Origin of the sequence: Mesorhizobium sp. M0296 (assembly GCF_040321675.1) — a bacterium.
Classification (GTDB): Bacteria; Pseudomonadota; Alphaproteobacteria; order Rhizobiales; family Rhizobiaceae; genus Mesorhizobium.
This window is the reverse complement of sequence record NZ_JAMYRZ010000022.1, coordinates 41,276-63,942: the sequence shown is the minus strand read 5'-3', so window position 1 is coordinate 63,942 and position 22,667 is coordinate 41,276. Positions and strand designations below refer to the sequence as shown.

Here is a 22,667-nt window from a genome sequence, read left to right as displayed (position 1 = left end):
GAATTCCCTCAAGCGCCGGCTCACCGGCGCAAAATCCAATATTATTATTCTATAGGGATGCAGCGGCACGCTTTCAACGCGATCGGCTGCCGCCACTGTCCGCCTTTTGGGTCCATCTAGACCTGTCGCGACCCCTTTGTCGCCTTCAATGCACGTCGCGGCGCCGCTCGTAAACCGAATAGCGTGTCGCATGGCTGTCCTTTTCGCCAGCCTCCACCTCCTGCGAGCGGACGATCCGCCACAGCGCCGGATCGATCGGCGGGAAATGGGCATCGCCGTCGCCCGCGGCCAGAACATGGGTCACGTGCAGCCGATCGGCCAACGGCAGCGCCTGAGCGTAGATCTCGCCGCCGCCGATGACGCAGATCTCGTCGGCGCCGGCCATGCAGCGCCCGCGCACCGTCGCCAGCGCGATTGCGTCCTCGATCGAGTGCGCGACTTCGACGCCCTCGGCGCGCCATGCCCTGTCTCGTGTCACCACGATGTTGAGCCTGCCCGGCAATGGGCGGCCGATGCCTTCATAGGTCTTGCGGCCCATGATGATGGGCTTGCCCATCGTATCGGCTTTGAACCGCTTGAGATCGGTGGACAGCCGCCACGGCAACCCACCCTCGCGCCCGATCACGCCGTTCTCGGCGATGGCGACATAAATCGCGAGGTCCATCAGCCGCCGTTTCCGCCATCGGATGGCTCCAGCAGCAATATGTCGATATCGTGCTCGGGGTAGAAGTTCTGCGCCTTCATCTCGAACGTCGTCGGTCCGATCTTCCTGACGTTTTCGCCGCAAAACGAGACCAGGTTCTTCGCATCGCCCTTGTCGACGGTCAGCTTGAAACTGCCGATGTTTCCCGACGCCCAGTTGCCGCCCGTGGTCAGGATATAGGCGATGCGGTTCTCGAAATATTTGGGGTAGCCGTCGGGATCGTCCTTGGCTGCCTTGCGCACGGCATTCTCGAAGGCATCGTCCATGCAGTAGCGTGTCTTGTAGGCGGCATACTGACCCTGGAACTGGCCGTCATAGAAGAAGCTGACCGAGGAGGTGCCGCCGACGCTCGGCTTGTAGCGATGCGAGACATGGACCGCCTTGTTGGCCGGAAACGTCGAGCGCCACCAATAGGTCGAGCGCAATTGCCAGAACGGCGTATAGACGGTCTTCATGCCCGAACCGTCGTCGGCAGTGTCCTCGATGATGATGCCGCGGTTGACCCAGTCGTCGGCGACCGCTTGCGGCAGCTTTGCCAGCGCTGCCTTGGCCGCATCGCCGAACGGATAGAACGGCACGCCCTGCGCCTTCAGGTCAGCGCCGATGTCGATGCCGAGCGCGAACACCTTCTGCTCGAGCTGCGGCTTTGCCGGTACCCCGTCGATCGTCACTTCGAAGCCGAGGAAATTGTCGCTCTGTGCCTCCGGAATCGCCGGTATTTCTTCGGGGTCGCCTTCGATGTCGGGCATCGGAAAGGCGACGATCGCATCGACATCCTTGTCGGTGTTGTTGCGGAAGACGTAATCGACCATCACTTTTTCCGGCGAGATGTAGAGATCCTCGCTTTCCATCGCCACCGCATCGCTGCGCGAAAGGATCAGCCCACCAGTGCCGAGTTCGGCCACCGAATCATTGGCGAGCGCAGGCGTAGCCGAGAGCGCCAAGGCTGCGGTCAGGACGTAACGGAACATGGAAACTCCCCCGGCGAGAATGCCAACATGACTCTAGCTGTTCAATGTGGCGTTTCAAAGCCTTTCGGCAAATGTGCCGGCGCCTGCCGGCATGTCGTGTCGGTCTAGACACGCCGGTCCCGATCGGGCAGGAGTTCGCCCATGCGCAAGCTTCTCGTCATCGGCATCGGCGCCGGCAATCCGGAGCACATGACGGTCCAGGCCATTAACGGTCTCAATCGGGCCGACGTGCTGTTCATTCCCGACAAGGGCGCCAAGAAGAACGATCTCGCCGAATTGCGCCGCCAGATCTGCGACCGCTTCGTCATTAATCCGAACTCGCGCCGTGTCGAATTCGAGGTGCCGGTGCGCGCCGAGCCGGCGCCTTCCTACCGCTCGACCGTCGACGACTGGCACGAGGCGATCGCCGCGATCTACGAAGGCCTGATCCGCGACGAACTCCCTGAAGATGGCTGCGGCGCCTTCCTGATCTGGGGCGATCCGTCGCTCTACGACAGTGCGCTGCGCATCCTCGAGCGCGTGCGCCTCAGAGGCAATGTAGCGTTCGAGCTGGAGGTCATCCCTGGCATCACCGCCATCCAGGCACTCGCAGCCAGCCACAAAATGGCATTGAACCGGATCGGCGACGCCATTTTGATCACCACCGGCCGCCGGCTCGCCGAGGAAGGTCTGCCCGAAAACGCCGGCAGCACCATCGTCATGCTGGACGGCAAATGCGCCTTCAACACGCTGGACGACAACGACGTCACCGTCCACTGGGGCGCCTATCTCGGGACGCCCGACGAGATCGTCATCTCGGGCCGGATTGGCGACGTCGGCGACAAGATCGTGAGCACCCGTGAGCAGGCCCGCCGGAAAAAAGGCTGGATCATGGACACCTATCTGCTGCGCAAGCCGGGCGAGCCAAAGAAGTAACAGGGATCACACGCGGCATGAATTCCGCCGGCGTCACGCTGCGTCGATCTCGGCCTGCAGCGCCTCCATATGCGCCGCCGCTGCTGAAGACGCAGCCCGCTCGATCGCGCGGAAGCGGCTGACCACAGCAAGCCCGACCGACGTCAACTGGGCGCCACCGCCTTTTTTGCCGCCCGTCTGTGCCGCAACCAGCGGCTTGCCGAACACGCGGTTCATGTCTTCGACCAGATCCCAGGCGTGCTTGTAGGACATCTCCATGCCGCGTGCTGCGGCCGAAATCGAGCCGAAGGCGGCGATCTGTTCCAGAAGCTCGATCTTGCCCGGTCCGATGCGGCCATCTGGATCGAGATTTATCCGCAAACTCAGCGACGGCATTTGCTCCTCCGCGGTCACGCTATTCTACAAGTTCTCCAGCGATACCGCTATTCCAAAACGATATAGCGAATCATCGGCCGTTCACTCATCCGCCTCGGCGGGCAGGCCGGCGCCGGTATTCGCCCGGTCGAAGCTCACCGTCTTGACCACGGCGAAGACCTGTCGACCAAGCCGAAGCCCCAGTGTCTGCCGCGACTGTTCGGTGATGCGGGCAAGCACGGTTGCGCCATTGCAGTCGAGGCCAATCTCGACCGTAGGTCCTTCGCCCGGCTCTATCGCCACGATCATGCCCGGCAATATGTTGAGCGCGCTGAGGCCAACCGGTTGCTCGGTGGCGATCATCACGTCGCGGGCACGGATGCGGACGCGCACCGGCGCACCGACTGGCGTTGCCAGAAGCGGCACCCGGATCTCGCCCGCCAATGAGCCTAGCACCGTCATGCCAAAGGCTTCGTCGTGGCGCAGAACCGCGGTATCCAGCACGGCACCGCCCTCGCCGCGCTCTTCGGCCGGCAATAGATCCAGACGCTGCATGATCGCTCCGGTCGGACCGGAAGCTGCGACCTTTCCTTGCATCAGCACCACGACGTCGCTCGCCAGCCGCGCCACTTCGGCGATCGAGTGGCTGACATAGACGATCGGGATTTTCGTCTCGTCGCGCAGCCGCTCGATATAAGGCAAGATCTCGGCCTTGCGCCCCTCGTCGAGCGAAGCCAGCGGCTCGTCCATCAGCAGCAATTTCGGACTGGCAAGCAGCGCCCTGCCGATTGCCACACGCTGCTTCTCGCCACCGGAGAGTTTTGCCGGCCGCCGGTCGAGCAAATGGCCGATCCCGAGCAGTTCGACCACGCCATCGATATCCGCGTAACGCTCAGCAGCCGGCGTGAACCAGCGGCCATAGCGCAGATTGCTCGCCACGCTCATATGCGGAAACAGCCGCGCATCCTGGAACACCATGCCGATCCGCCGTTTGTGCTTCGGCACGAACAGACCGGCATCGCTATCGACCAGCACGCGGCCCTCGGCCGCGATACGACCTTTGTCGGGGCGGATCAGCCCGGCAATCAAATTGATCAGCGTCGTCTTTCCGGAGCCGGAAGGCCCGAACAGCGCAGTCAGCCGCCCGGCGCTTTCGAAGCGGGCATTGACGGTGAAACCGCCAAGCCGGTGGCTGATGTCGACCTGAACCGTCATTCGATGTCCATCCGCCGGCCGACGCGCCGCGCCAGCACTTCCGAGGCAACAAGTGCCGCCATCGAGATGACGATCGAGATCAGCGTCAGCCTGAGCGCGCCGGCGTCGCCGCCGGGAACCTGCGTGAAAGTGTAGATCGCCGACGGTAGCGTCTGCGTCTCGTTCGGAATGTTGGAGACAAAGGTGATCGTCGCGCCGAATTCGCCCATCGCCTTGGCGAAGGAGAGGATCGCACCGGCGATCAGCCCGGGCAGGATCAGCGGCAGCGTGATCGTGCCAAATACCCATAGCGGATTGGCGCCGAGCGTGCCGGCGGCCGCCTCGATTTTGCGGTCGACGGCCTCGATCGACAGCCGGATGGCCCGCACCATCAGCGGAAAGCCCATCACGCCGCAGGCGAGCGCGGCGCCAGTCCAGCGGAAGGAAAAAACGATGCCGAAATGTTCGGCCAGGAAAGCGCCGGCCGGACCACGCTTGCCGAAAGTCAAAAGCAGCAAATAGCCGGTCACCACCGGCGGCAGGATCAGCGGCAGATGCACCAGACCATTGAGCAGCGTCTTGCCCCAGAACTGGCCGCGGGCAAGCACAAGAGCGATCAGAATGCCCGGCGGCAGGCTGGCAATCATCGCGACGGTCGCCACCTTGATCGACAGCCGGACCGCATTCCATTCGTCGGGAGCGAGATCCAGCAGCCAGTTCATGTGCGGTGCCGTACGTCAGTTGCTCGGCGCGAGGATTGTAAAACCTTGCGCCTTGAAGAGTTCGCCAGCCTTGGCGGATTGCAGGCATTTCAGGAACGCCGGGGTATCCCTGCTCTTCGAATCCGCAAGCTGGGCGACTGGATAGATGATCGGCGGATGGGTACCCGCGGGGAAAGTGCCGATCACCTTGACGCCGGGCTCCGCATGCGCATCCGTGGCATAGACGATGCCGAGTGCTGCCTCGCCGGTCGATACCAGTTTTAGCGCGGCGCGGACATTCTCGGCCTGCGCCACCTTGCCTTCGACCGAAGACCAGGCACCGAGCGATTCGAGGGCTGCCTTGCCGTATTTGCCTGCCGGCACAGCTTTGACATCGCCCATGGCAAGTTTGCCGTCACCGACGAGCTTGGCAAGATCGAAACCCTTTTCGATCCTGGTTTCAACCTTGGAATCCCGCGGCGCAACCAGCACGATCTGGTTACCGAGCAGTTTCACTTGGGTTTCGGGCTTGGTCAGCTTCCTGTCGGCAAGATATTTCATCCAGTCGAGATCGGCCGAGATGAACAGGTCTGCTGGCGCGCCGCTTTCAATCTGCCTGGCCAGCGCCGAGCTCGCCGCGTAGGAAATGGTCGCCGCCTCGCCGACATCGGCCTCGCAGGCCTTGTTGACGGCATCGAGCCCATCCTTCAGGCTCGCCGCGGCAAACACGACCACCTTGTCATCGGCATGGGCCGCCGGCACCGCGGCCATCAGCATGGCGGCGAGACCCGCGATGGCAATCGTCGTCGAACCTTTGCGCGCCAGCATGAAACTCTCCTCGTCCCGGATCGCCCGAAGCCGTCCATCGATATATCCGTGCGAACATAACAAGGAAAGGCTCTTTACCGGCGACGGCATTCTGAACCGAGGTTTTCCCGGCCTGCGATAATCGTCGTTGGATACAGCGGCGTCGAAGCCGAAGGAAATATTCACATGAAAATCAGCGACCAGGGATTGCCCGTCAAGTCGACGTCGGCCAATCAAGATGGATGCTGACAAGGCCCGAGGGCGCAGCCGCAGTAGGCAATGTCGATATGCACGGTCGGCTATGGTGCTAGACCGCGATCGGCGCCTTGATCGTCGCGTCGGCGAAATAGTTCTCGAGCCGGAAATCCTCGAAGCGGAAGGCAAAGAGATCCTTCACCTCGGGATTGATCCACAGCGTCGGCAACGCCTTGGGCGTGCGCCGCAATTGTTCGCGCGCCTGCTCGAAATGGTTCGAGTAAAGATGCGCGTCGCCGAGCGTGTGGATGAAATCGCCGGGTTTCAATCCGGTCACCTGCGCCACCATCAGCGTCAGCAACGCATAGGAAGCGATGTTGAACGGCACACCGAGAAAGATATCGCCCGACCGCTGATAGAGCTGGCAGGAAACCTTGCCTTCAGAAACATAAAACTGGAACAGGCAATGGCAGGGCGGCAACGCCATGGCCTCCACCTCGGCCGGGTTCCACGCCGAAACAATCAGCCGCCGCGAATTAGGATTTTTGCGTATTTCCTTCAGAAGATTCGCAATCTGGTCGATGGCGCCGCCATGGCCGTCCGGCCACGACCGCCATTGTTTGCCATAGACCGGGCCGAGATCGCCGTTCTCGTCGGCCCACTCATCCCAGATCGAGACGCCGTGATCGTTGAGATATTTGATGTTGGTGTCGCCGGCCAGGAACCATAAAAGCTCGTGGATAATCGACTTCAGGTGCAGCTTCTTGGTGGTGGTGACCGGAAAGCCGCGGGCCAGGTCGAAGCGCATCTGGTAGCCGAATACCGAGCGCGTTCCGGTGCCGGTGCGGTCGCCGCGATCGGCGCCGTTTTCCAGCACATGCTTCAGAAGGTCGAGATACTGGCGCATCGGCTCCGGTCCGATTCGGGTTGTCAGCCATCATAGCCGAATGACCGTCGGCCGAACACAGCAAAGCGAGACGATTCCAGCAGAAGCCTCACCAGCACCGGCGGCGAGGTTGCTCAGAGCGAGCCGAGCATGCCCAGATCCTTGGCGACGAGGTAATAGAATGTCACCCGGCTCTTGCTGTTGTCGGCCGCCATAGCCTTGCAGGTCTTTTCGATAGCCCCATCCGCCTTGGCACCGTCGGTGACGCCGAGCTTGCCGGCGACCCAGCTGTTCCTGACACGCTTCAGTTCCTCCGGGTCGGTGCAGGACACCAGCGAGGAATCGCGGTTCCTGAGCGCGATGCCCAGATGCTTGACGATCTTGGCGACCGCGTCGGCATCGGCCGCCGCATCATACTTCTTTACGTCTGCGAGATAATCGGCCATCGAATTTCCCCTCGTCGGCGCCACGGGATCCGGTCAGTGAGGATTGTGGCGCGCTGCCGCAAATAATGCGCTAGGTCTCCTCACCGCCACAAAGCTTCGGTTGAGACCGGCTGCAAGTCAACCCCTTGATGATCCACTTTGGCACGGACGAAAGTGGTATTCCGGCCTTTCATTTTCCACCGCCAGTCCCTATATTCGCTTCGTCGGCTCGACCGACTATGGCGATAAACAGGCGATGAAATAAGCCGTTCGGACCCGGGGGCGGTACCCGGCGCCTCCACCAAAAACCGCTGCTCAGGAGCGGCTTTTGCTGGGGGCGAAATAGGATCGACGAAGGTGTAAAGATCGTACTTTTGCCCGGCATTGTACCACCGTTATCGGGCTAAACTTATAGTTGCCAACGACAACTATGCGGAAGCACGTCTCGCCGCGTAAGCGGTGCGATAGCTTCAATTCAAGCCCTAGTGGTTCGCACTTCTAGGCGGGGTTCGGAGGTACCTGGCAACAGAAACCTCCATTTCTCCCCCTTTTTGATATGCGCAGCCGCAGGCTCGGCCGATATGTGCAGCTGCAGGCCTGGGGTTTTCACGCCCTGATACGCGCTGGCGCCGCGGCGTTCATACCAGTCCCTGGCTGATCGTTTCGATCGCGCTGCCAAAGGTTTCGTCGGCAGCCTCATGTGACAGAAGCATCTCATTGTGCGCCCTGCCCGTCCTGATCATCGGAAAACAATTGGCGAGCTTGGCAACACGACAGTCAAGAAGCACCGGCCGGTCCACATCAATCATTTCCTGGATCGCATCATCAAGGTCGGCTGGTTTGTCGCAGCGCAGGCCGACCGCTCCGAACGCCTCGGCCAATTTGACAAAATCGGGCAAAGCCTCGGAATAGGAATGCGCGAGGCGGTTGCCGTGAAGAATTTGCTGCCACTGGCGAACCATGCCCATATATCCGTTGTTCAGGATGAAGACCTTGATCGGCGCGTCGTACTGGACTGCCGTCGACATCTCTTTCATGGTCATCTGAACCGATGCGTCGCCGGCGATATCGATGACGAGGCTGTCCGGATGTGCGATCTGCACGCCCAGCGCCGCCGGCAGGCCGTAGCCCATCGTCCCGAGGCCGCCGGAACTCATCCAGCGGTTCGGCCTTTCGAAGCCGTAGAATTGGGCCGCCCACATCTGATGCTGGCCCACTTCAGTGGTGATGTATGTGTCGCGATCCTTCGTCAGCGCGTAGAGACGCTGCACCGCATATTGCGGCATGATCACGTCTTTGTTCATCTCATAGGAGAATGAATTGCGCGCGCGCCAGCCGGCGATCCTTCTCCACCAGTCCTGGAGGCGGCCTTCATCCGGCTTGCGAGGCAATGCGCGCCATAGACGAACCATGTCATCCAGAACATTGCCGACATCGCCTTGCATGCCGATATCGACGTGGACGTTCTTGTTGATCGAGGACGGATCTATATCGATATGGATCTTGCTGGAGTTCGGCGAAAAAGCATCCACACGCGAGGTCACGCGGTCATCAAAGCGCGCGCCGACACAGATCATGACGTCGCAATCGTGCATCGCCATGTTCGCCTCATAGGAACCATGCAGACCGACCATCTTGAGCCAGTTCTTGCCGGAGGCGGGGTAAGCCCCAAGGCCCATAAGCGTCGAGGTGATCGGAAAGTCGGTCAGTTGAACCAGCTCCCGCAGCAATCTCGATGCTTCCGGGCCGGAATTGACGATGCCGCCGCCGGCATAGATAACGGGACGGCTGGCATTGGCCATCAGTGCTATCGCCTGGCCGATCTTGCCGATATCACCCTGAAGCTTCGGTTGATAATTTTTCAGCGCAGCAACACCCGATGGCGGCGTATACACGCCGGACGCAAACAGAACGTCCTTTGGCATGTCGACGAGAACAGGCCCCGGTCGCCCCGACCGAGCGATGTGGAACGCCCTATGGATTGCTGACGCCAAGTCATTGACGTCTTTGACCAAAGAGTTGTGCTTGGTGCAGGATCGCGTGATGCCAATCGTGTCACATTCCTGAAAGGCATCGGAGCCGATCAATGTTGTCGGCACTTGTCCGGACAGACAGACGATCGGTACTGAATCCATCAGCGCGTCCTGCAGGGGCGTCACGGCATTCGTCGTGCCTGGGCCTGATGTGACCAGCATCACGCCGACCTTGCCCGTGGACCGGGCATAACCCTCAGCGGCATGGCCGGCGCCCTGTTCGTGGCGCACGAGGATATGCTTGATGTCGTCCTGCTGGAATATCTCGTCGTAGATCGGCAATATGGCCGCGCCGGGATAGCCGAAAATATGCTCCACACCATTGTCTTTGAGTGCGCGGAGAACGATCTCCGCTCCTGTCATGCGGTTGCTCGTATGCTGAATGGAATTATCGCTTGTCATGGTTCTGTCCCGTAGCGTGATGAGGATGGGTTGACGGGGCGTCGCCGAAATCGGGCGTAAGAAGAATTTCGGGCATAAAAAAAAGGCCCCGTCGGGAGCCTGTTTGTCGCGCACGGGTGGCTGTCGCCGGATGGTTACACCATCCTGCCCGTGCGCTTTCCTACCACTGCAAGAACCATTGCGATCTTCATGATGATCGCTGCTACACAGAAAATCGCGCATCGTCAACGTCTCAGGCTGAGGCGTCTCAGGCTGAGGCGAAAGCCCAAGGGCCTCCCATCATCGGAACCTCCGATGGCAGCATTCGTTTCTTCCCGTTTCCCTTCTTCCACGCCTTTGCGGGACAAGGCCTCAGTTTCTCGCCGCGTGGTCATGCCCGGCGAGCTGCCTCATGGAGAGATAAGATGAACCAGGAAACCACACCAAAACACGAACGCATCCTGATCGTTGGCGGCAGTTCCGGTATGGGGCTGTCGCTGGCCGAACAGCAGCTTGCCGCCGGCGCCGAGGTTACGATCGTCGGCCGCTCCGAGGACCGGTTGTTGACCGCACGGCAGCGCGTGCCTCACCCGGAAAGGCTGAGGACGATCGCAGCCGACGTCACAAGCGAGGACGAGGTCCAGCGCCTGTTCCAGGATGTCGGCACGCTCGACCACATCGTCTCGACCGCCGCCGACGTTACCGGCGTCTATGAGTTGCTTCCCGAGATGGATATCTCGGTGGCGCGCAAAGTGATGGATTCCAAAGTCGTCGGACCGCTTCTTCTTGCCAAACATGGCGCGCCTCGTCTGACGCCTAGGGGATCAATCACGCTGACCTCGGGCATCGCCGCCTATCGTCCGGCGGCGAAAGGCTCGGTGGTGGCAGCCGTTAATGGGGCACTTGGCTCACTCGCCTACGCGCTTGCCGTCGAACTGGCGCCGATCCGCGTCAACGTCGTCTCGCCGGGCTGGGTCGACACGCCGATTTGGGATGCCGTCGTCGGCAGCGGAAAGACAGCCGCGCTGGACGCCATGGCAAAGCGTCTGCTCGTCGGCCGGATCGGCCAGGGAGCCGACATTGCCCAAGCCATCACGTCCCTCATGCACAACGGCTTCATCACCGGAACCGTGCTTCATGTCGATGGTGGCCAGCGACTGGTCTAGCGATGGCCAGATTTCGCGGACCATTGCAAGGAACAGCCGCAGCACCGGCGCTTGAATGCGCCGGTGGCGCCATACCATGGTGACCGGCGTCACCGGGCTGCTTCCGACCCAGGGCAGCACGACGATATTGGCGTCAGCCGCGGAAGCCACGAGACGCGGGACCAGCGCGCATCCAAGACCGCCTTCAACAAGGCTCCGTATCGCGCCCATGCTGGCGAACTCGCCGACGAGTTTTGGACGGTCAGGCAATGTTGCGGCAAACGTTTCGTCGAACATCCGCCTATAGACGCAACCGGGCTGGGTGACGAGGAAGGCCTCGTCGGCCAGATCGTCGGGCGTTATGGCAGAATATCCGGCCAACCGGTGATTTGCCGGCATTATGGTGACGAGCTCTTCTAACGCCACTTGCTCGCTTCGCAGCTCCGGCGCCGCCGCCGGGACGGCTCCGAAATGGAAAGATACGTCCAGCGCCCCGCTTGTCACGCCGGCACGCAACCCACTGCTATCGTCCGCCCTGAGGTTCAGTTCCACATCGGGATGGCGCCGATGGAATTCCGCCAGCACAGCTGGCAAGCGTGTCGAGCAAAGCGTCTCCAGGCCGCCGACAGTCAGGCGACCGGCAACCGTGCCGCTCGCGTCGGCGACAGCGGAACGGGCTTCGTCCGCGAGGTCGAGGAGATCGTTTGCATAGTCCAGCAGGCGTTGTCCCGCCGCCGTCAGCTTCAAGCCACGCCGTGATCTGTCGAACAGCGACGTGCCTAGATCGCTTTCCAGCGCCTGGATCTGTTCGGTCACGCTCGATTGGGCAAGATGAACCCGCTCGGAGGCGCGTGTGATGTTCAAGGTGGTGGCGACCGCCACGAAGGTTTTGAGATGTCGAAGCTGCATGTCCTGAACCCGTCATATAGGCATAGGCTGCTTTGAACCGGGACCGCAAACGTGAAAAGGCCGGGAACATCGCCCGGCCTTTTTGTCTCGATAGGCGAAGTTTACTCCGCCGGCGCTTCCGCGACGTCCCGGCTGCGGCCGAGCGTTATTTTGGCCAGTGTGAAGGAGATCGCCGCGCAGAGCGTGATGCCCGCCACCATCGGCAGCGGCGTGCCGTCGAAAAACACGCCGGCGACGCCCATGGCGACCGCGCCGATGGCGAAGTGCAGCGTGCCCATCAGCGCCGACGCGGTACCGGCGATCTCGCCATGCTCTTCCATGGCCAGCACCGACGTCGTCGGGATGACCAGGCCGAGAAAGCCGTAGCCGATGAACAGCAGCGCCGCCATCACGTCGAGCCGGTCGACACCCGATGCCATCACCGCGAACAGCACCACCATCGTCGTCGCATAGCCGGTCACCGCGACGCGCACCACGCGCTGCAGCCCGAACCGCTCCGACAGCAACCCGGTCAGCTGCGACATGCCGATAAAGGCAACCGCATTGATCGAGAAGAACACGCTATAGACCGAAGGCGACAGGCCATAATGGTCGATCAGGATGAAGGACGAGCTCGACAGATAGACGAAGAAGCTCGCAATGCCGAAGCCGGCGATGGCCGTCAGGCCAAGGAAGTTGCGGTCGCCCATCAGGAAGCGGTAGCCGGAAAGTGCCGTCCCGAAGGACGACCCGGCGCGCTCCTCGACCGGCCGTGTCTCCTTGAGCGAGGTCGCCAGCAGGATGGTGGCGAGCACGGCCGCGCCCGTCACCGTCCAGAACACGGCGCGCCAGCCGAAGTTCTCGATGATCTGGCTACCGGTCAGCGGCGCCAGGATCGGCGACACCGAAAACACCAGCATCAGCAGCGACATCAGCTTGGCGGCCTCGGTGCCGGTATGCAGATCGCGCACGATCGCGCGCGGCACGGCCATGCCGGCGCTGGCGCCGAGCCCTTGCAGGAAGCGGAAGGCGATCAGCCATTCGATCGAGGGAGCCAGCGCCGAGCCGACGCCGCCGACCATGAACAGCGCCAGGCCGCCGTAGAGTGGCAGCTTGCGGCCGACCATGTCGGAGATCGGTCCGACGACGATCTGGCCGAAGCCCATGGAAAGAAAGAAGATCAGCAGGCTCATCTGCACCGCGGCAGTGCCGGCATGCAGATCCTCACCGATTGAAGGCAGGGCCGGAAGATACATGTCGATGGCAAACGGGCCGATCGCGGACAATAGGCCGAGCACGACCGCAATGCGGAGGAATTTGGCGTTCATGATAGCAGGCTCTTTCGAATTCTGGTTGCCGCCGAGGACCGACGTGTAACCCTAGGACGTTCCATCCCGTGGAGTTCCGACTCTTCTGCGGAACGAAACCCCCTTCGTGCAAGTCCACAAATTTAGACAGGCTTGTCTAATTCGTCAACCACCTCTATATAGTTTTGCATGAAGGCCAACGTCTCTCCTGACATTTTCCCGCCGCGAGGCCACGAGGCCAAGCGCATGTCGATTGTCGATGCCGCCGCCTCGGTCTTCTGCCGCGAAAGCTTTGCCGGTGCCAATATCGACATGATTGCCGCCGAGGCCGGCGTCTCCCGCCAGACCATCTACAATCATCACGGCGACAAGGAGAAACTCTTCGTTGCCATCGTCCGCGACCTCACCGAACGTTGCAATGCCGGCATCTTTGCCACGATTTCCACTTTTCCCGATCAGCCGAAGGATCTCGAGGCCGACCTCATCGCCTTTGCTGTGCGGATGAACCACAACTGCATCTGCAACCGCGACGGCAAATTCCTGCGCAAGCTGATCCAGACCGAGGGCGGGCGCTATCCCGAGTTGTTCGCCGAATGGCGCGAAGAAGGACCGGGCAGGACATGGCCGGCGATCGCCGCCCGCTTCGCCCGCCTCGCTCATGCCGGCTTCCTTGATATCGACGATCCCGATGTCGCAGCGCGCCAGTTCATGGCGCTTGCCAATGCCGAGTTGCAGACGACGTTCATGCTCGGCGGTACACCGACCGAGGACGAGGTGGTGCAATCGGCGACAAATGGCGTGCGCACCTTCCTGCGCGCCTTCGGCAAGCGGCAGCCTTTGGCCCGGGCGAGCAAACAGGGCGCGCTCGCCAGCGCTTGACGATCAAAGCCGTTTGACGATCAAATCGTCGCCAATGGGCTTCGCTTCCGCACGCCGGCGATCTATATCCGGTTTACGCCGCGCTCAAGCTTGATTACAGCTATCAGGACGATTCAACGGAACCCGACAGCCACATGGCCGACGACCACATCCGCTACGACATTCTGGCCCAGGAGGCGTTGCGCGGCGTCATGCGCAAGGTCCTGGCCGAAGTCGCGCGCACCGGTCTCCCGGGCAACCATCATTTCTTCATCACCTTTCTCACGGGCGCGCCGGGCGTGCGCGTGTCGTCGCGGCTGCGCGAGCGCTATCCCGAACAGATGACCATCGTCATCCAGTTCCAGTATTGGGACCTGAAGGTGAGCGACACCGGCTTTGAGGTCGGGCTGTCGTTTTCCGACGTGCCGGAGAAACTGGAAATCCCGTTCTCGGCCGTACGCGGCTTTTACGACCCGTCCGTCAACTTCGAGCTCGAATTCGACGTCAAGACCGATACCCCGGCGGAACAGGAGACAAAGGCCAAGCCTGCTCCCGAACCGCTGGCCATCGTCGCCGAGAAAAAGCCCGAGACGAAGAAGAAAACCGCCGAGGCGGAAAAGAAGCCTGCAGCGGCCGACGCCGTCGCCAAGGGCGCCGACGTCGTGTCGCTTGACGCCTTCCGCAAGAAGTGACCCGACGGGCGGCGTGACATGGCCGAGATCGTCAATCTCCGTCAGGCACGCAAGCAGAAGGCGCGAGCCGAGAAGGAGCGCCTGGCCGAACAGAACCGGGCGCTGCATGGCCGTTCCAAACCCAGCCGGGATCGCGACCGCCTGATCGCCGACAAGGCCGATAAATTCGTCGCCGGCCATCGCCGCGAAAATTCGGGCGATTCGGACAAATCCGATGCTTGAAGTGTGAGTAGGATCGTCTCGTGAGCCCGGTGGAAAAGCGCTCGGTCACCATTCGCGGCCACCGCACCAGCTATTCGCTCGAAAAGCCTTTTTACGACGACCTGGTCGCCATCGCGGCCGTGCGAAAACTGACGCTCGCCGCCCTTGTCGCCGAAATCGACGAGAGCCGCCCGCGGGATGCCAATCTCTCCTCGGCGCTCCGGCTCTATGTGCTGGATTGGGCCAAGCGCGGCAAATTGTAGCCTTCAGGCAACGCTATCCTGTTTCCTGCGCCGGATACGGAAGCCCAGCAAAGCCGAGCGGTCGCGTTCTTCGGCCTGCCAAGCAGCGTATCCTGCCGTTTCAGGTCGGCGAGCGTGAACTGGCCAAAATAGGCGATGTTCGTGGCAAGCCGGATCAGCTTCAAGAGGGCAATGCCGGCAACAACCCCGCCGTCGCAACCACCACCGCTATGCTGGCAATGAGCAGCACCCGGGCGTCGGTGGTAAAATCGCGCAGATGGCCGGGGTTGGCGTGATCGGACTTCATTTGCAGACCTTGCTTTCTGGCGGCGTGCCGACTTGCGGATAGGTCGCCGGCCGTGCCACCGAAGATGGCGGGCACGAGCGATGTTGGTGACACCACGCCAGCATCAGGCCCTGCTTGCAATCAAAGGGTTCCCCGGCGGAGGGCCGGTGACCATTGGCGACCACGCGGAGCGCCTGCGCATCCGCCATCACAGCGCAGTGGAATTGGTCAACCGTCTTTGCGAAGCCGGGCTGGTCGCGAGGGACCACGACGAGGAGGACCACCGCCGCGTGCCGCTGCGGCTGACCGAGCGCGCCGACGACAGTCTCACCGATCTGTCAGCCGCTCATCTCGACGAACTCGGGCGGATCGAACCGATGCTGAAGCGCTTGCTTGCTGGACGCGACACTAAGGGATGCGCCGTCACCCGCCATTCAACGATTTCAGCAGATCGTCGATCGACGAGGGATCGAACTTGAGCTTTGGCGGGGGCTGCACTGGCGGTGGCACGTTATTTGCGGCCGGTGGCGCCCGTTCCGCTCGCTCCGCCGCGGCCTTGCGTTCGGCGTCGAGCCTTGCCTTCTCTTCCGAGGCGATCCGCAACGCCTCTTCCGCCCTCTGGCGTTGCTGTTCTTCGGCCTGCGCTGCTTCCTCGGCAGCCTGTTGCGCCGCCTTGGCTTTGGCTTCGGCATCCGCTTCGGCCTTTGCAGCCGCCTCGGCTTTCGCCCTGGCCTCGGCTTCGGCCTTCGCCGCTGCATCCGCCTTCGCCTTGGCTTCAGCCTGCGCCCTGGCCTCCGCTTCGGCTTGGTCCTGCGCCTCAGCTTCGGCCTTTGCCTTGGCATCCGCTTCAGCCTTCGCTTTGGCCTCAGCCTGGGCCCTCGCCTCCGCATCCGCCTGTGCCTTGGCGTCCGCTTCAGCTTTCGCCTTGGCTTCAGCCTGCGCCCTCGCCTCGGCTTCGGCCTTTGCCTTGGCGTCGGCCTCGGCCTTCAGCCGCGCTGCTTCCTGTTGTCTGCGCAGTTCCTCCGCCGCTCTTTCACGCTCGGTTTGCAGCGCAGCGTAGTAGCGCACCTCCCGCCGCAGCCTTTGTTTCTCGAGCAGTGCGGCTTGCATGGCTTCGACCCGCTGCTGCTCCTTTTCCAGCGCACGCTGGGTCAGGAACTGTGCCAGCGGCTCGCTGTCGAACTGCCGTTTGGTGGCGCCGAACGGCCCGTCGACGCTGAAATTCAAAATCGGTTCGGAGCCGACCAGTGCCTCGTCGCCGGGCCGGTAAGCGATCTCGCCCTTGGCGTCGACGGTGCTGGTGTTCAGATCGGCGGTGATGTCGGCGGACAGCGTCGCGCCCGGGCTTTCGAATTTGACCGGCGGCGCCCTCAGCGTGCCGCCGGCGATGGTTAAGGCAATATCGGTGTCCTGCGCCGGAAAACTGCCCGCCGCGGCGATCTGCGGCACGAAGCCGGCAGTCTTCGACGCGTCGATATCGCGCCCTATCGCATCGGCCTTGGCGATGAATGCGCCAAAGGCATCGGGATTGAAGCCGGCAATAGTCATGCCCTTGAGCGTTGCCGTGCCGGAACCGGACAGCGCCGCAACCATCGCGTCGACCGATTTGCCGCTGGTCGAAAGCGCCGTCGAGAACTCGCCGCTTCCGCTGATGCCGGCCTCCGGCAGCACGGCTGCCAGATCGGCGCCGGCGAGTTTCATCTGACCGGAGAAAAGCCCGGTGCCGTCATTGTTCTTGATCTCGAACAGGCCACTCAACGCGCCGCCGAGGAACTTTGCCTTGAGGTCGGAAACGCGGATGCCCTCCTGGTCGAGCTGCAGCGACAGCGCAGCGTCATAGGCGGTGGCAAGCGGGCCGGCGGCAAGCGACGCCGCCGTCAGATCGAGATCGGCGGTAAATGGCAGACTGGATTTCTGGCTGAACGGTGCCGTCGGCCAGGTCCTGTCATTGACAAGGAAGGCCTGGTCACCGAACAGCATCACCGCGATCGGATCGAGGTCCAGCTCGTCCAGCGACAGCGCGCCGGCAAGATGCGGCAGCCCCTCTTTGATGTCGATATTTACGTCACCGGAAACCGCCGCTTCGTTGACGGCGCCGCTGAGGCCGCTCAGCACCAGGAGACCATTGCCGTAATCGGCATCGGCTGCAAGCGACGTCGACATGCCGGTGCCCATGCCGGGCAGGCCGACGCCGGTCGTCATCAGCCATGGCTCGATGTCGGCCGTTTCAAGGCTGACCTTGCCCTTGGCGGCCGCGCCCTGAGACGTGTCGGCAATTGTCCCGTCGAAACCAGCTTTGAAGTCATTGCCGGCCAGGCTGAATCGTGTCGCCAGGCCGCCGCCAAGCGTGCCTTTGGCCGAGACGTCGGCGGTCGCCTCGCCGAGCATGCCGAGTGGCAGCGCCGGCAAACCGTAAAGCGCCAGAAGCGCGGTGGCGTCGGCGTTCCTTGCGTTGAAGGTCAGCGTCACCGGCGCTTCGAGAGGCCGGTCGAGCGCCCCTTTGCCGGACAACGACGCCGAAAAGGCCGAGCCACCGGCCTTGCCCTGTGCGCTCATTGCCAGTCCGGTCGTACCGTCGCCATTGTCTGCGGCACTCGTGACCGCGTCGATGCGCGCATCCTGGAACAGCTCGGGATAGGCAGCAGCACGCTCCGCCAGGCCCTTCAGCACTGCATTGCCGGGATAATGCTGGACGGCGACGTCGATCAGCGGCTTGAGGTCGACGGCGACCACCGAGGCGTCGAGCTTGCCGGTCGGGCTCGCCGGGAAATCCTTGATTCGACCGGTGGCGCTGATCGAGGCGCCGGCAAGTCCGCCGACCGACAGTCGGTCGATCTCAAGCAGCCCCTCGCGCAATCTAAGCGCAGTATCGACGCTATCGGCGGTCAACCCGCCGGCGCTGACCGGCCCGGCCTTGATCTGGAAATCGAGGTCGCGGTCGGAAAAGCGGTTGGCGCCCTTGTCGCTGACGAAGATCGAGGCGAAGGCGGCGAGCCCATCGACATCGAGTTCGCCACCTTCCAGTTGCATCAGCACCGATGGCCGGGTGTCGTCGGGCTGGCTGGAATCGATGCGGCCGGAGAACTTCGCCTTGCCGAGGATGAGTTCGAGATCGCTGAAGGCCTGGTGCTTCTCGCTCAAATCCACCTTGGCCTTGAAGCCGGCGGCCGGCAAGCGGCGGATCGCCTCGTCGACGTCCTTCGACAGCCATGCGGCGAAGCCGGAGGGCTGCGCCACCGCCAGAAGCAGCGATCCGGTGAAACCGAAATGGTCCTCGACGCTGACCAAGCCATTGGCTTCCAGCTTGGCGCGGCCGGGCAGCGTGGCGGCCAGCGATTTTACCGCCCAGCCGCCCTCGGCCGGTTCGGCGGACAGATGCACGTCGCGAACGGTGGTGTCGCCTGCAACCACGGCCGGCAGTTTCACCTCGACCGTACCCGGTATGATCGGCTTCGGTAGACCGAGCAGCGCCTGCTCCAGCGCCGCCACCCGCTCGGATAGCGTCAATCCGGCACCGGCCGCCGCCCCCACGGCCTCGTCGAACTGCACCTGCGCGCCATTGGTCTCGATCGAGAAATGCGGCTTCAGCCCAAGGTCGACCGTAGCCTTACCGTCGGCGGTGTAGGGATTGTCGAGTGGTCCCGTCTCGAAGCGGAATTCGTCGACGCCGAGCTTCTGGTGGTCGAGCGAAAACTTGCCGTTCAGCCTGAAGCCCGGATCCGGTTTGCCGGCGTTGACTTTCAGCGCTTCACCGTCGGTGCCGCGCGGCCGCGCCGCGGTCTGGTCTGCGCCTGATATCTTGAACTGGCCCGAATAGACGGCGGCGCCCTCGACGAGGCCCACATTGCCGTCGGTCTCGACGACCAGCGGATAGGCATCCGGATCGGCCTTGAGCCTGAGCCGCATTTGCCCGTCCGGTTCGGTCTTGCCGGTGGAAGCGGCGATCGTGGTCCGCAACCCGTCCAGCAACAGCGAGCCGTCCAGCCGCCAGGGGCCGGCCAGCGACTTGGCCGAGATCGTCGAGTTGATCTCGGAAATGAGATGGCTGCGCCCGCCTGCGGCGTGGCTGAGTGCGATCTGTCCTTCCGTCACCGTCAGCTTCTCGATGGAGATCTGGCCGGGATCGAAGGGCGAGGACGGCCGTATCGTCCAGTCGACCGTGCCGTCGGCGGCGATGTCGATCGTCGCCTTCGGCCGCACCAGCCGCATGTCGAAGATCAGCACCTCGCCGCGCAGGAATGGCGCGAGTTCTGCATCCATCGAAAAAGTTTCGACGGTCATCGCCGGCTGGCCGTTGGGGCCACCGGCAACGGCGACGTTGGAAAAGGTCACCGAGGGGAACGGCAACAGCCTTGCCGTTGCATCGCCTCGCACGGTCACCTTGCGACCCAGGACGGCACTCGCCTCGCGCTCGAAATCGGCACGGTAACCTGTCCAGTCGACAAAGTACGGCACCACCAGCGCCGCACACAGCACCAGCACAAGAAGCCCACCGAAGATCACGAACAGGCGTGCGAGCATGAACTCCTAGACAGTTGATAGTAAAGTCAGTGGCACTCTACCCGCATCAGCGTGTCGATAAAGAGGCAAATAGGGGTACGGCAGCGGCCTGATGTCAGTCCTTTCCCGGCAATATCTTGCCCGGGTTCATGATGTTCAGCGGATCGAGCGCCTGCTTGATCGTGCGCATGATGTCGACGCCATGGCCGAGCTCATGCCGCAGGAAGCCGATCTTGCCTTGCCCTATGCCGTGCTCGCCAGTGCAGGTGCCGTCCATGGCGATGGCGCGCATATTGAGCCGCGCCACGAATTCTTCCGCCAGTGCGATCTCCTTCGGATCGTCCACGTCCATCAGCACCAGCACATGGAAATTGCCGTCGCCGGCATGGCCGACGATCGGCGCGATCAGCCCCATCTCCGCGATATCCGCTTCGGTCTCCGTGACACATTCGGCAAAGCGCGAGATCGGCACGCAGACATCGGTCGACAGGCCCTTGGCGCCCGGCCGCAGTGTCAGCGACGACCAGTAGGCATCGTGCCTGGCCTTCCACAATTTCGTTCGCTCTTCGGCGACGCTGGTCCACAGGAACGGACCGCCGCCATTTTCCTCGGCGATCATGCCGAAGGTCTCGGCCTGCTCGGCGACGCTGGCATCGCTGCCGTGGAATTCGACGAACAGGCAGGGACTCTCCGGATAGTCGAGCTTCGAATAGGTCTTCATCGCCCGCATCTGCAGTGCGTTGACCAATTCTATGCGCGCCACCGGAATGCCCATCTGGATGGTCGCGATCACCGCGTTGCACGCCGCCTCGACGCTGGGGAACGGACAAACGCCGCCTGAAATCGCCTGTGGAATGCCCTGCAGCTTCAAAGTCAGCTGTGTGATGATGCCAAGCGTGCCTTCCGAACCGATCAGCAGCCGGGTCAGATCATAGCCGGCCGAGCTTTTCTTGGCGCGCTTGCCGGTCGTCACTGCCTCGCCGTCGGCCATCACCGCCGTCAACGACAGGACGTTCTCGCGCATCGTGCCGTAGCGCACCGCGTTGGTGCCTGACGCACGCGTCGCCGCCATGCCGCCGAGCGAGGCGTTGGCGCCGGGGTCGATCGGAAAGAACAGGCCGGTGTCGCGCAGGTGCCGGTTGAGATCCTCGCGCGTCACGCCGGGCTCGACGGTGCAGTCGAGGTCCTGCGGATTGACCGCAATGATGCGGTTCATACGTGACGTATCGAGCGAGATGCCGCCGCCCGGCGCATTGGTGTGGCCTTCCAGCGAAGAGCCGACGCCGAAGGCGATCACCGGCACGCGATGCGCCGCGCATGCGCGCACGATCTCCTGCACCTCCTCCGTCGTCTCGGCAAAGGCGACGCCGTCCGGCGCCTGCGTCGGGATATAGGTCGTGGTGTGCGCGTGCTGGGCGCGGATCGCCTGGCCGGTCTGGAATCGCTCGCCGAGCCGCTGCTTGAGGATGCCGAGCACGGCGGCGATGCCTTCTTCGTTGCGCTCGACCGGATTGAGGTCGCTTAGAGCCATCGATTCCTCCGCGAATGAACCAGCGTCCACCCTTGTTCTGCATCTAGGGATGCGTAGTCTCACCAACCACGCTCTGTCCAGTCCACGCTCACCCCGGCATCACGAGAAGGAAGTTTCCGATGCCCATCCCCGCCCCTTTCGTCTCTCGCGCCATGGACATCGAGGAGGCCTGGATCGACTACAACGGCCATCTCAACATGGCCTATTACAACGTACTGTTCGACCGGTGCTCCGACGAGGCCTTCGAGATGATGGGGATGGGGCCGGATTATGTGAAAGAACGGCGGCTGACCATCTACACCGCGGAAGTCCATGTCTGCTACGTCCAGGAGTTGCATCTCGACCACAAGGTCACGGTCTCGTTCCAACTCCTCGACCATGACGAGAAGCGGCTGAGGGCCTATCAGGAAATCCGGCATCGCGACGGCTGGCTTGCCGCCACATCCGAAACGCTGTCGCTGCATGTCGACATGGCTGGCCCGAAGGTAGCGCCCTTCCCCGCCGACGTCCTGGCCAGGGTGGAAGCGATGCGCGCCGCCCATGCCGCCCTGCCGATGCCGGAGCGCGCCGGCCGTTCGATCGGTATTCGTCGTAAGCCGGCTTGAACCACGGTCCAACCGCCGTTAACCTTACCGAGGTTTTAACGTGAACAAGCCGAATTGAGACGTTGAACGACTCAGCGCGGCGTTGGAAAACCGTCCGCATCGAATTGCGATACGGGCGGCGGAGCAGCAGCGGTTCGGGGAACGTGCATGAAAACCGATATCAAGGTCGAGGCGGACAGGCTGGCGGCTGACCCACGCATCACCGACTATGATTTCTGGCGCTCGCTGAAGAACCTCAATAACGAGATCTTCCACATCGCCAACAACAACGAGCCGATCCCCTTCGCCATGATCCGCTGGCGCGCCATCCTGAAGCAGGCGCGGATGAAACGCGGGCATGCGTAGCACCGCTGTTGTGAAATAGCTCTCGGCTGCGCTGCCCCATCCGCACGCCGGCACCTCTCTCCAACGCCTTCCCGCGATGGTTACGGCGTCGGCGAATTGCATGATGCATCCAGGATATGCGATTCGACTTTTCAAGTAGAAGAGCGCATCAATGGTCCCGCAACGTTGGGGGGGAACATGGCGCTTTACAAATACGGCATGCACCTAAAGCAGATCGACCACGCTAACTTTGACGCAGAACGAACCCCGGGCTTTATTTCCCCGGATTCAGCAATTTATCGCTGTGTTCATTGCGGGGATGAGATCGCTGCCAACAAAAATCAGCCACTTCCACCTCAAAACCATCATCAGCATAATCCGCCGGCCCCTATCCGGTGGAAATTGCTCGTCTGTGCGGTGCAAAAATAGACGTCAATCCGCCTTTACTTCCTCGAACATTTTCGGCCGTGCACGATGACGCTACGGTTACGCCGTCGGCGAATTTGCATGGTATGGCTGCTCG

22 protein-coding genes, 1 other RNA gene and 2 pseudogenes are annotated in these 22,667 nt (G+C 62.4%); 11 read left to right on the top strand and 14 right to left on the bottom strand.

The annotated features are described in order from the left end of the window. Window positions 1-145: 145 nt before the first annotated feature. Window positions 146-664 carry a dihydrofolate reductase gene (locus tag NKI97_RS21110; protein WP_352836396.1) on the bottom strand — a complete coding sequence of 173 codons (519 nt, stop codon included), beginning with the start codon at window positions 662-664 and terminating at the stop codon, window positions 146-148. Beyond that, on the bottom strand, window positions 664-1,674 hold the full coding sequence (locus tag NKI97_RS21105) for a DUF4424 domain-containing protein (RefSeq protein ID WP_352539564.1): 1,011 nt from the start codon (window positions 1,672-1,674) through the stop codon (window positions 664-666). The genes NKI97_RS21110 and NKI97_RS21105 overlap by 1 nt, the downstream gene beginning before the upstream one ends. A 141-nt stretch (window positions 1,675-1,815) precedes the next feature. Here NKI97_RS21105 and cobF point away from each other — a divergent pair, with 141 nt between their 5' ends. Next, window positions 1,816-2,589 (top strand): precorrin-6A synthase (deacetylating), encoded by a 774-nt coding sequence (gene cobF / locus NKI97_RS21100; protein WP_352680226.1) that lies wholly within the window; start codon window positions 1,816-1,818, stop codon window positions 2,587-2,589. Between the two features lie 33 nt (window positions 2,590-2,622). Here the strand turns inward: cobF and NKI97_RS21095 are convergent, their stop codons facing one another. From NKI97_RS21095 to NKI97_RS21070, 6 genes are all read right to left on the bottom strand, one after another. Next, on the bottom strand, window positions 2,623-2,964 hold the full coding sequence (locus NKI97_RS21095) for a winged helix-turn-helix domain-containing protein (RefSeq protein WP_023676697.1): 342 nt from the start codon (window positions 2,962-2,964) through the stop codon (window positions 2,623-2,625). 81 nt (window positions 2,965-3,045) lie between these two features. Next, a complete protein-coding gene (modC, locus tag NKI97_RS21090; protein ID WP_352724763.1) occupies window positions 3,046-4,158 on the bottom strand; it encodes a molybdenum ABC transporter ATP-binding protein in 1,113 nt (370 codons plus the stop codon). Then, complete coding sequence (gene modB, locus NKI97_RS21085) at window positions 4,155-4,859, bottom strand: molybdate ABC transporter permease subunit (protein ID WP_023676699.1); 705 nt, start codon at window positions 4,857-4,859, stop codon at window positions 4,155-4,157. The genes modC and modB overlap by 4 nt, the downstream gene beginning before the upstream one ends. A 15-nt stretch (window positions 4,860-4,874) precedes the next feature. Beyond that, complete coding sequence (gene modA, locus NKI97_RS21080) at window positions 4,875-5,666, bottom strand: molybdate ABC transporter substrate-binding protein (RefSeq protein ID WP_352745157.1); 792 nt, start codon at window positions 5,664-5,666, stop codon at window positions 4,875-4,877. A 286-nt stretch (window positions 5,667-5,952) separates the two neighbouring features. After that, on the bottom strand, window positions 5,953-6,747 hold the full coding sequence (locus NKI97_RS21075) for a thymidylate synthase (RefSeq protein ID WP_352705121.1): 795 nt from the start codon (window positions 6,745-6,747) through the stop codon (window positions 5,953-5,955). A 113-nt stretch (window positions 6,748-6,860) separates the two neighbouring features. After that, window positions 6,861-7,172 (bottom strand): DUF2853 family protein, encoded by a 312-nt coding sequence (locus NKI97_RS21070; RefSeq protein ID WP_352705123.1) that lies wholly within the window; start codon window positions 7,170-7,172, stop codon window positions 6,861-6,863. A gap of 163 nt (window positions 7,173-7,335) precedes the next feature. On the opposite strand from NKI97_RS21070, the gene ssrA reads away from it, so the two are divergent. Continuing rightward, window positions 7,336-7,691, top strand: a transfer-messenger RNA (tmRNA) gene (gene ssrA, locus NKI97_RS21065). A gap of 98 nt (window positions 7,692-7,789) precedes the next feature. Here ssrA and NKI97_RS21060 read toward each other — a convergent pair. Next, a complete protein-coding gene (locus NKI97_RS21060) occupies window positions 7,790-9,586 on the bottom strand; it encodes an acetolactate synthase 3 large subunit (RefSeq protein ID WP_352745160.1) in 1,797 nt (598 codons plus the stop codon). A 404-nt stretch (window positions 9,587-9,990) separates the two neighbouring features. Here NKI97_RS21060 and NKI97_RS21055 point away from each other — a divergent pair, with 404 nt between their 5' ends. Further along, window positions 9,991-10,731 (top strand): SDR family oxidoreductase, encoded by a 741-nt coding sequence (locus NKI97_RS21055; protein ID WP_352745163.1) that lies wholly within the window; start codon window positions 9,991-9,993, stop codon window positions 10,729-10,731. A gap of 72 nt (window positions 10,732-10,803) precedes the next feature. Here NKI97_RS21055 and NKI97_RS21050 read toward each other — a convergent pair. Continuing rightward, a pseudogene (locus NKI97_RS21050) lies at window positions 10,804-11,619 on the bottom strand (LysR family transcriptional regulator); the annotation flags it as partial. Between the two features lie 101 nt (window positions 11,620-11,720). After that, window positions 11,721-12,926, bottom strand: coding sequence for a multidrug effflux MFS transporter (locus NKI97_RS21045; protein WP_023676705.1), 1,206 nt, complete (start codon window positions 12,924-12,926; stop codon window positions 11,721-11,723). 168 nt (window positions 12,927-13,094) lie between these two features. Here NKI97_RS21045 and NKI97_RS21040 point away from each other — a divergent pair, with 168 nt between their 5' ends. The 4 genes from NKI97_RS21040 to NKI97_RS21025 all read left to right on the top strand — a co-directional run bounded on the left by NKI97_RS21040 (window position 13,095) and on the right by NKI97_RS21025 (window position 14,919). After that, window positions 13,095-13,784 (top strand): TetR/AcrR family transcriptional regulator, encoded by a 690-nt coding sequence (locus NKI97_RS21040; RefSeq protein WP_352745169.1) that lies wholly within the window; start codon window positions 13,095-13,097, stop codon window positions 13,782-13,784. A 134-nt stretch (window positions 13,785-13,918) separates the two neighbouring features. Beyond that, window positions 13,919-14,455: an SspB family protein gene (locus NKI97_RS21035; protein WP_352450077.1), complete on the top strand. Its 537-nt coding sequence runs from the start codon at window positions 13,919-13,921 to the stop codon at window positions 14,453-14,455. Between the two features lie 18 nt (window positions 14,456-14,473). Then, window positions 14,474-14,677, top strand: a complete 204-nt coding sequence (locus tag NKI97_RS21030) for a DUF4169 family protein (protein WP_023676708.1) — start codon at window positions 14,474-14,476, stop codon at window positions 14,675-14,677. Window positions 14,678-14,697: 20 nt separating this feature from the next. Beyond that, window positions 14,698-14,919, top strand: a complete 222-nt coding sequence (locus NKI97_RS21025; protein ID WP_352450079.1) for a ribbon-helix-helix domain-containing protein — start codon at window positions 14,698-14,700, stop codon at window positions 14,917-14,919. 160 nt (window positions 14,920-15,079) lie between these two features. Here the strand turns inward: NKI97_RS21025 and NKI97_RS21020 are convergent, their stop codons facing one another. Further along, window positions 15,080-15,205, bottom strand: a complete 126-nt coding sequence (locus NKI97_RS21020; protein ID WP_352450080.1) for a hypothetical protein — start codon at window positions 15,203-15,205, stop codon at window positions 15,080-15,082. 86 nt (window positions 15,206-15,291) lie between these two features. On the opposite strand from NKI97_RS21020, the pseudogene NKI97_RS21015 reads away from it, so the two are divergent. Further along, a pseudogene (locus NKI97_RS21015) lies at window positions 15,292-15,663 on the top strand (MarR family winged helix-turn-helix transcriptional regulator); the annotation flags it as partial. On the opposite strand, the gene NKI97_RS21010 reads toward NKI97_RS21015, so the two are convergent. Both NKI97_RS21010 and NKI97_RS21005 read right to left on the bottom strand, forming a co-directional pair. Then, entirely contained in the window at window positions 15,608-19,705 is a 4,098-nt protein-coding gene (locus NKI97_RS21010; protein WP_352836390.1) for an AsmA family protein, read from the bottom strand. The pseudogene NKI97_RS21015 and the gene NKI97_RS21010 sit on opposite strands and share 56 nt — an antisense overlap. 94 nt (window positions 19,706-19,799) lie before the next feature. Beyond that, window positions 19,800-21,215 carry an FAD-binding oxidoreductase gene (locus NKI97_RS21005; RefSeq protein ID WP_352836387.1) on the bottom strand — a complete coding sequence of 472 codons (1,416 nt, stop codon included), beginning with the start codon at window positions 21,213-21,215 and terminating at the stop codon, window positions 19,800-19,802. 119 nt (window positions 21,216-21,334) lie between these two features. Between NKI97_RS21005 and NKI97_RS21000 the strand changes: the two genes are divergently transcribed. The 3 genes from NKI97_RS21000 to NKI97_RS20990 all read left to right on the top strand — a co-directional run bounded on the left by NKI97_RS21000 (window position 21,335) and on the right by NKI97_RS20990 (window position 22,573). Then, a complete protein-coding gene (locus NKI97_RS21000) occupies window positions 21,335-21,820 on the top strand; it encodes a thioesterase family protein (protein WP_352505630.1) in 486 nt (161 codons plus the stop codon). A 147-nt stretch (window positions 21,821-21,967) separates the two neighbouring features. Next, entirely contained in the window at window positions 21,968-22,165 is a 198-nt protein-coding gene (locus tag NKI97_RS20995) for a hypothetical protein (protein ID WP_023676715.1), read from the top strand. Between the two features lie 177 nt (window positions 22,166-22,342). After that, a complete protein-coding gene (locus tag NKI97_RS20990) occupies window positions 22,343-22,573 on the top strand; it encodes a hypothetical protein (RefSeq protein ID WP_352745179.1) in 231 nt (76 codons plus the stop codon). Window positions 22,574-22,667 lie beyond the last annotated feature (94 nt).

Bases quoted from the DNA above. Each gene is read 5' to 3' on its own strand.
- NKI97_RS21110 (WP_352836396.1), bottom strand. From the start codon at position 664: ATGGACCTCGCGATTTATGTCGCCATCGCCGAGAACGGCGTGATCGGG.
- NKI97_RS21105 (WP_352539564.1), bottom strand. From the start codon at position 1,674: ATGTTCCGTTACGTCCTGACCGCAGCCTTGGCGCTCTCGGCTACGCCT.
- cobF (WP_352680226.1), top strand. From the start codon at position 1,816: ATGCGCAAGCTTCTCGTCATCGGCATCGGCGCCGGCAATCCGGAGCAC.
- NKI97_RS21095 (WP_023676697.1), bottom strand. From the start codon at position 2,964: ATGCCGTCGCTGAGTTTGCGGATAAATCTCGATCCAGATGGCCGCATC.
- modC (WP_352724763.1), bottom strand. From the start codon at position 4,158: ATGACGGTTCAGGTCGACATCAGCCACCGGCTTGGCGGTTTCACCGTC.
- modB (WP_023676699.1), bottom strand. From the start codon at position 4,859: ATGAACTGGCTGCTGGATCTCGCTCCCGACGAATGGAATGCGGTCCGG.
- modA (WP_352745157.1), bottom strand. From the start codon at position 5,666: ATGCTGGCGCGCAAAGGTTCGACGACGATTGCCATCGCGGGTCTCGCC.
- NKI97_RS21075 (WP_352705121.1), bottom strand. From the start codon at position 6,747: ATGCGCCAGTATCTCGACCTTCTGAAGCATGTGCTGGAAAACGGCGCC.
- NKI97_RS21070 (WP_352705123.1), bottom strand. From the start codon at position 7,172: ATGGCCGATTATCTCGCAGACGTAAAGAAGTATGATGCGGCGGCCGAT.
- NKI97_RS21060 (WP_352745160.1), bottom strand. From the start codon at position 9,586: ATGACAAGCGATAATTCCATTCAGCATACGAGCAACCGCATGACAGGA.
- NKI97_RS21055 (WP_352745163.1), top strand. From the start codon at position 9,991: ATGAACCAGGAAACCACACCAAAACACGAACGCATCCTGATCGTTGGC.
- NKI97_RS21045 (WP_023676705.1), bottom strand. From the start codon at position 12,926: ATGAACGCCAAATTCCTCCGCATTGCGGTCGTGCTCGGCCTATTGTCC.
- NKI97_RS21040 (WP_352745169.1), top strand. From the start codon at position 13,095: ATGAAGGCCAACGTCTCTCCTGACATTTTCCCGCCGCGAGGCCACGAG.
- NKI97_RS21035 (WP_352450077.1), top strand. From the start codon at position 13,919: ATGGCCGACGACCACATCCGCTACGACATTCTGGCCCAGGAGGCGTTG.
- NKI97_RS21030 (WP_023676708.1), top strand. From the start codon at position 14,474: ATGGCCGAGATCGTCAATCTCCGTCAGGCACGCAAGCAGAAGGCGCGA.
- NKI97_RS21020 (WP_352450080.1), bottom strand. From the start codon at position 15,205: ATGAAGTCCGATCACGCCAACCCCGGCCATCTGCGCGATTTTACCACC.
- NKI97_RS21010 (WP_352836390.1), bottom strand. From the start codon at position 19,705: ATGCTCGCACGCCTGTTCGTGATCTTCGGTGGGCTTCTTGTGCTGGTG.
- NKI97_RS21005 (WP_352836387.1), bottom strand. From the start codon at position 21,215: ATGGCTCTAAGCGACCTCAATCCGGTCGAGCGCAACGAAGAAGGCATC.
- NKI97_RS21000 (WP_352505630.1), top strand. From the start codon at position 21,335: ATGCCCATCCCCGCCCCTTTCGTCTCTCGCGCCATGGACATCGAGGAG.
- NKI97_RS20995 (WP_023676715.1), top strand. From the start codon at position 21,968: ATGAAAACCGATATCAAGGTCGAGGCGGACAGGCTGGCGGCTGACCCA.
- NKI97_RS20990 (WP_352745179.1), top strand. From the start codon at position 22,343: ATGGCGCTTTACAAATACGGCATGCACCTAAAGCAGATCGACCACGCT.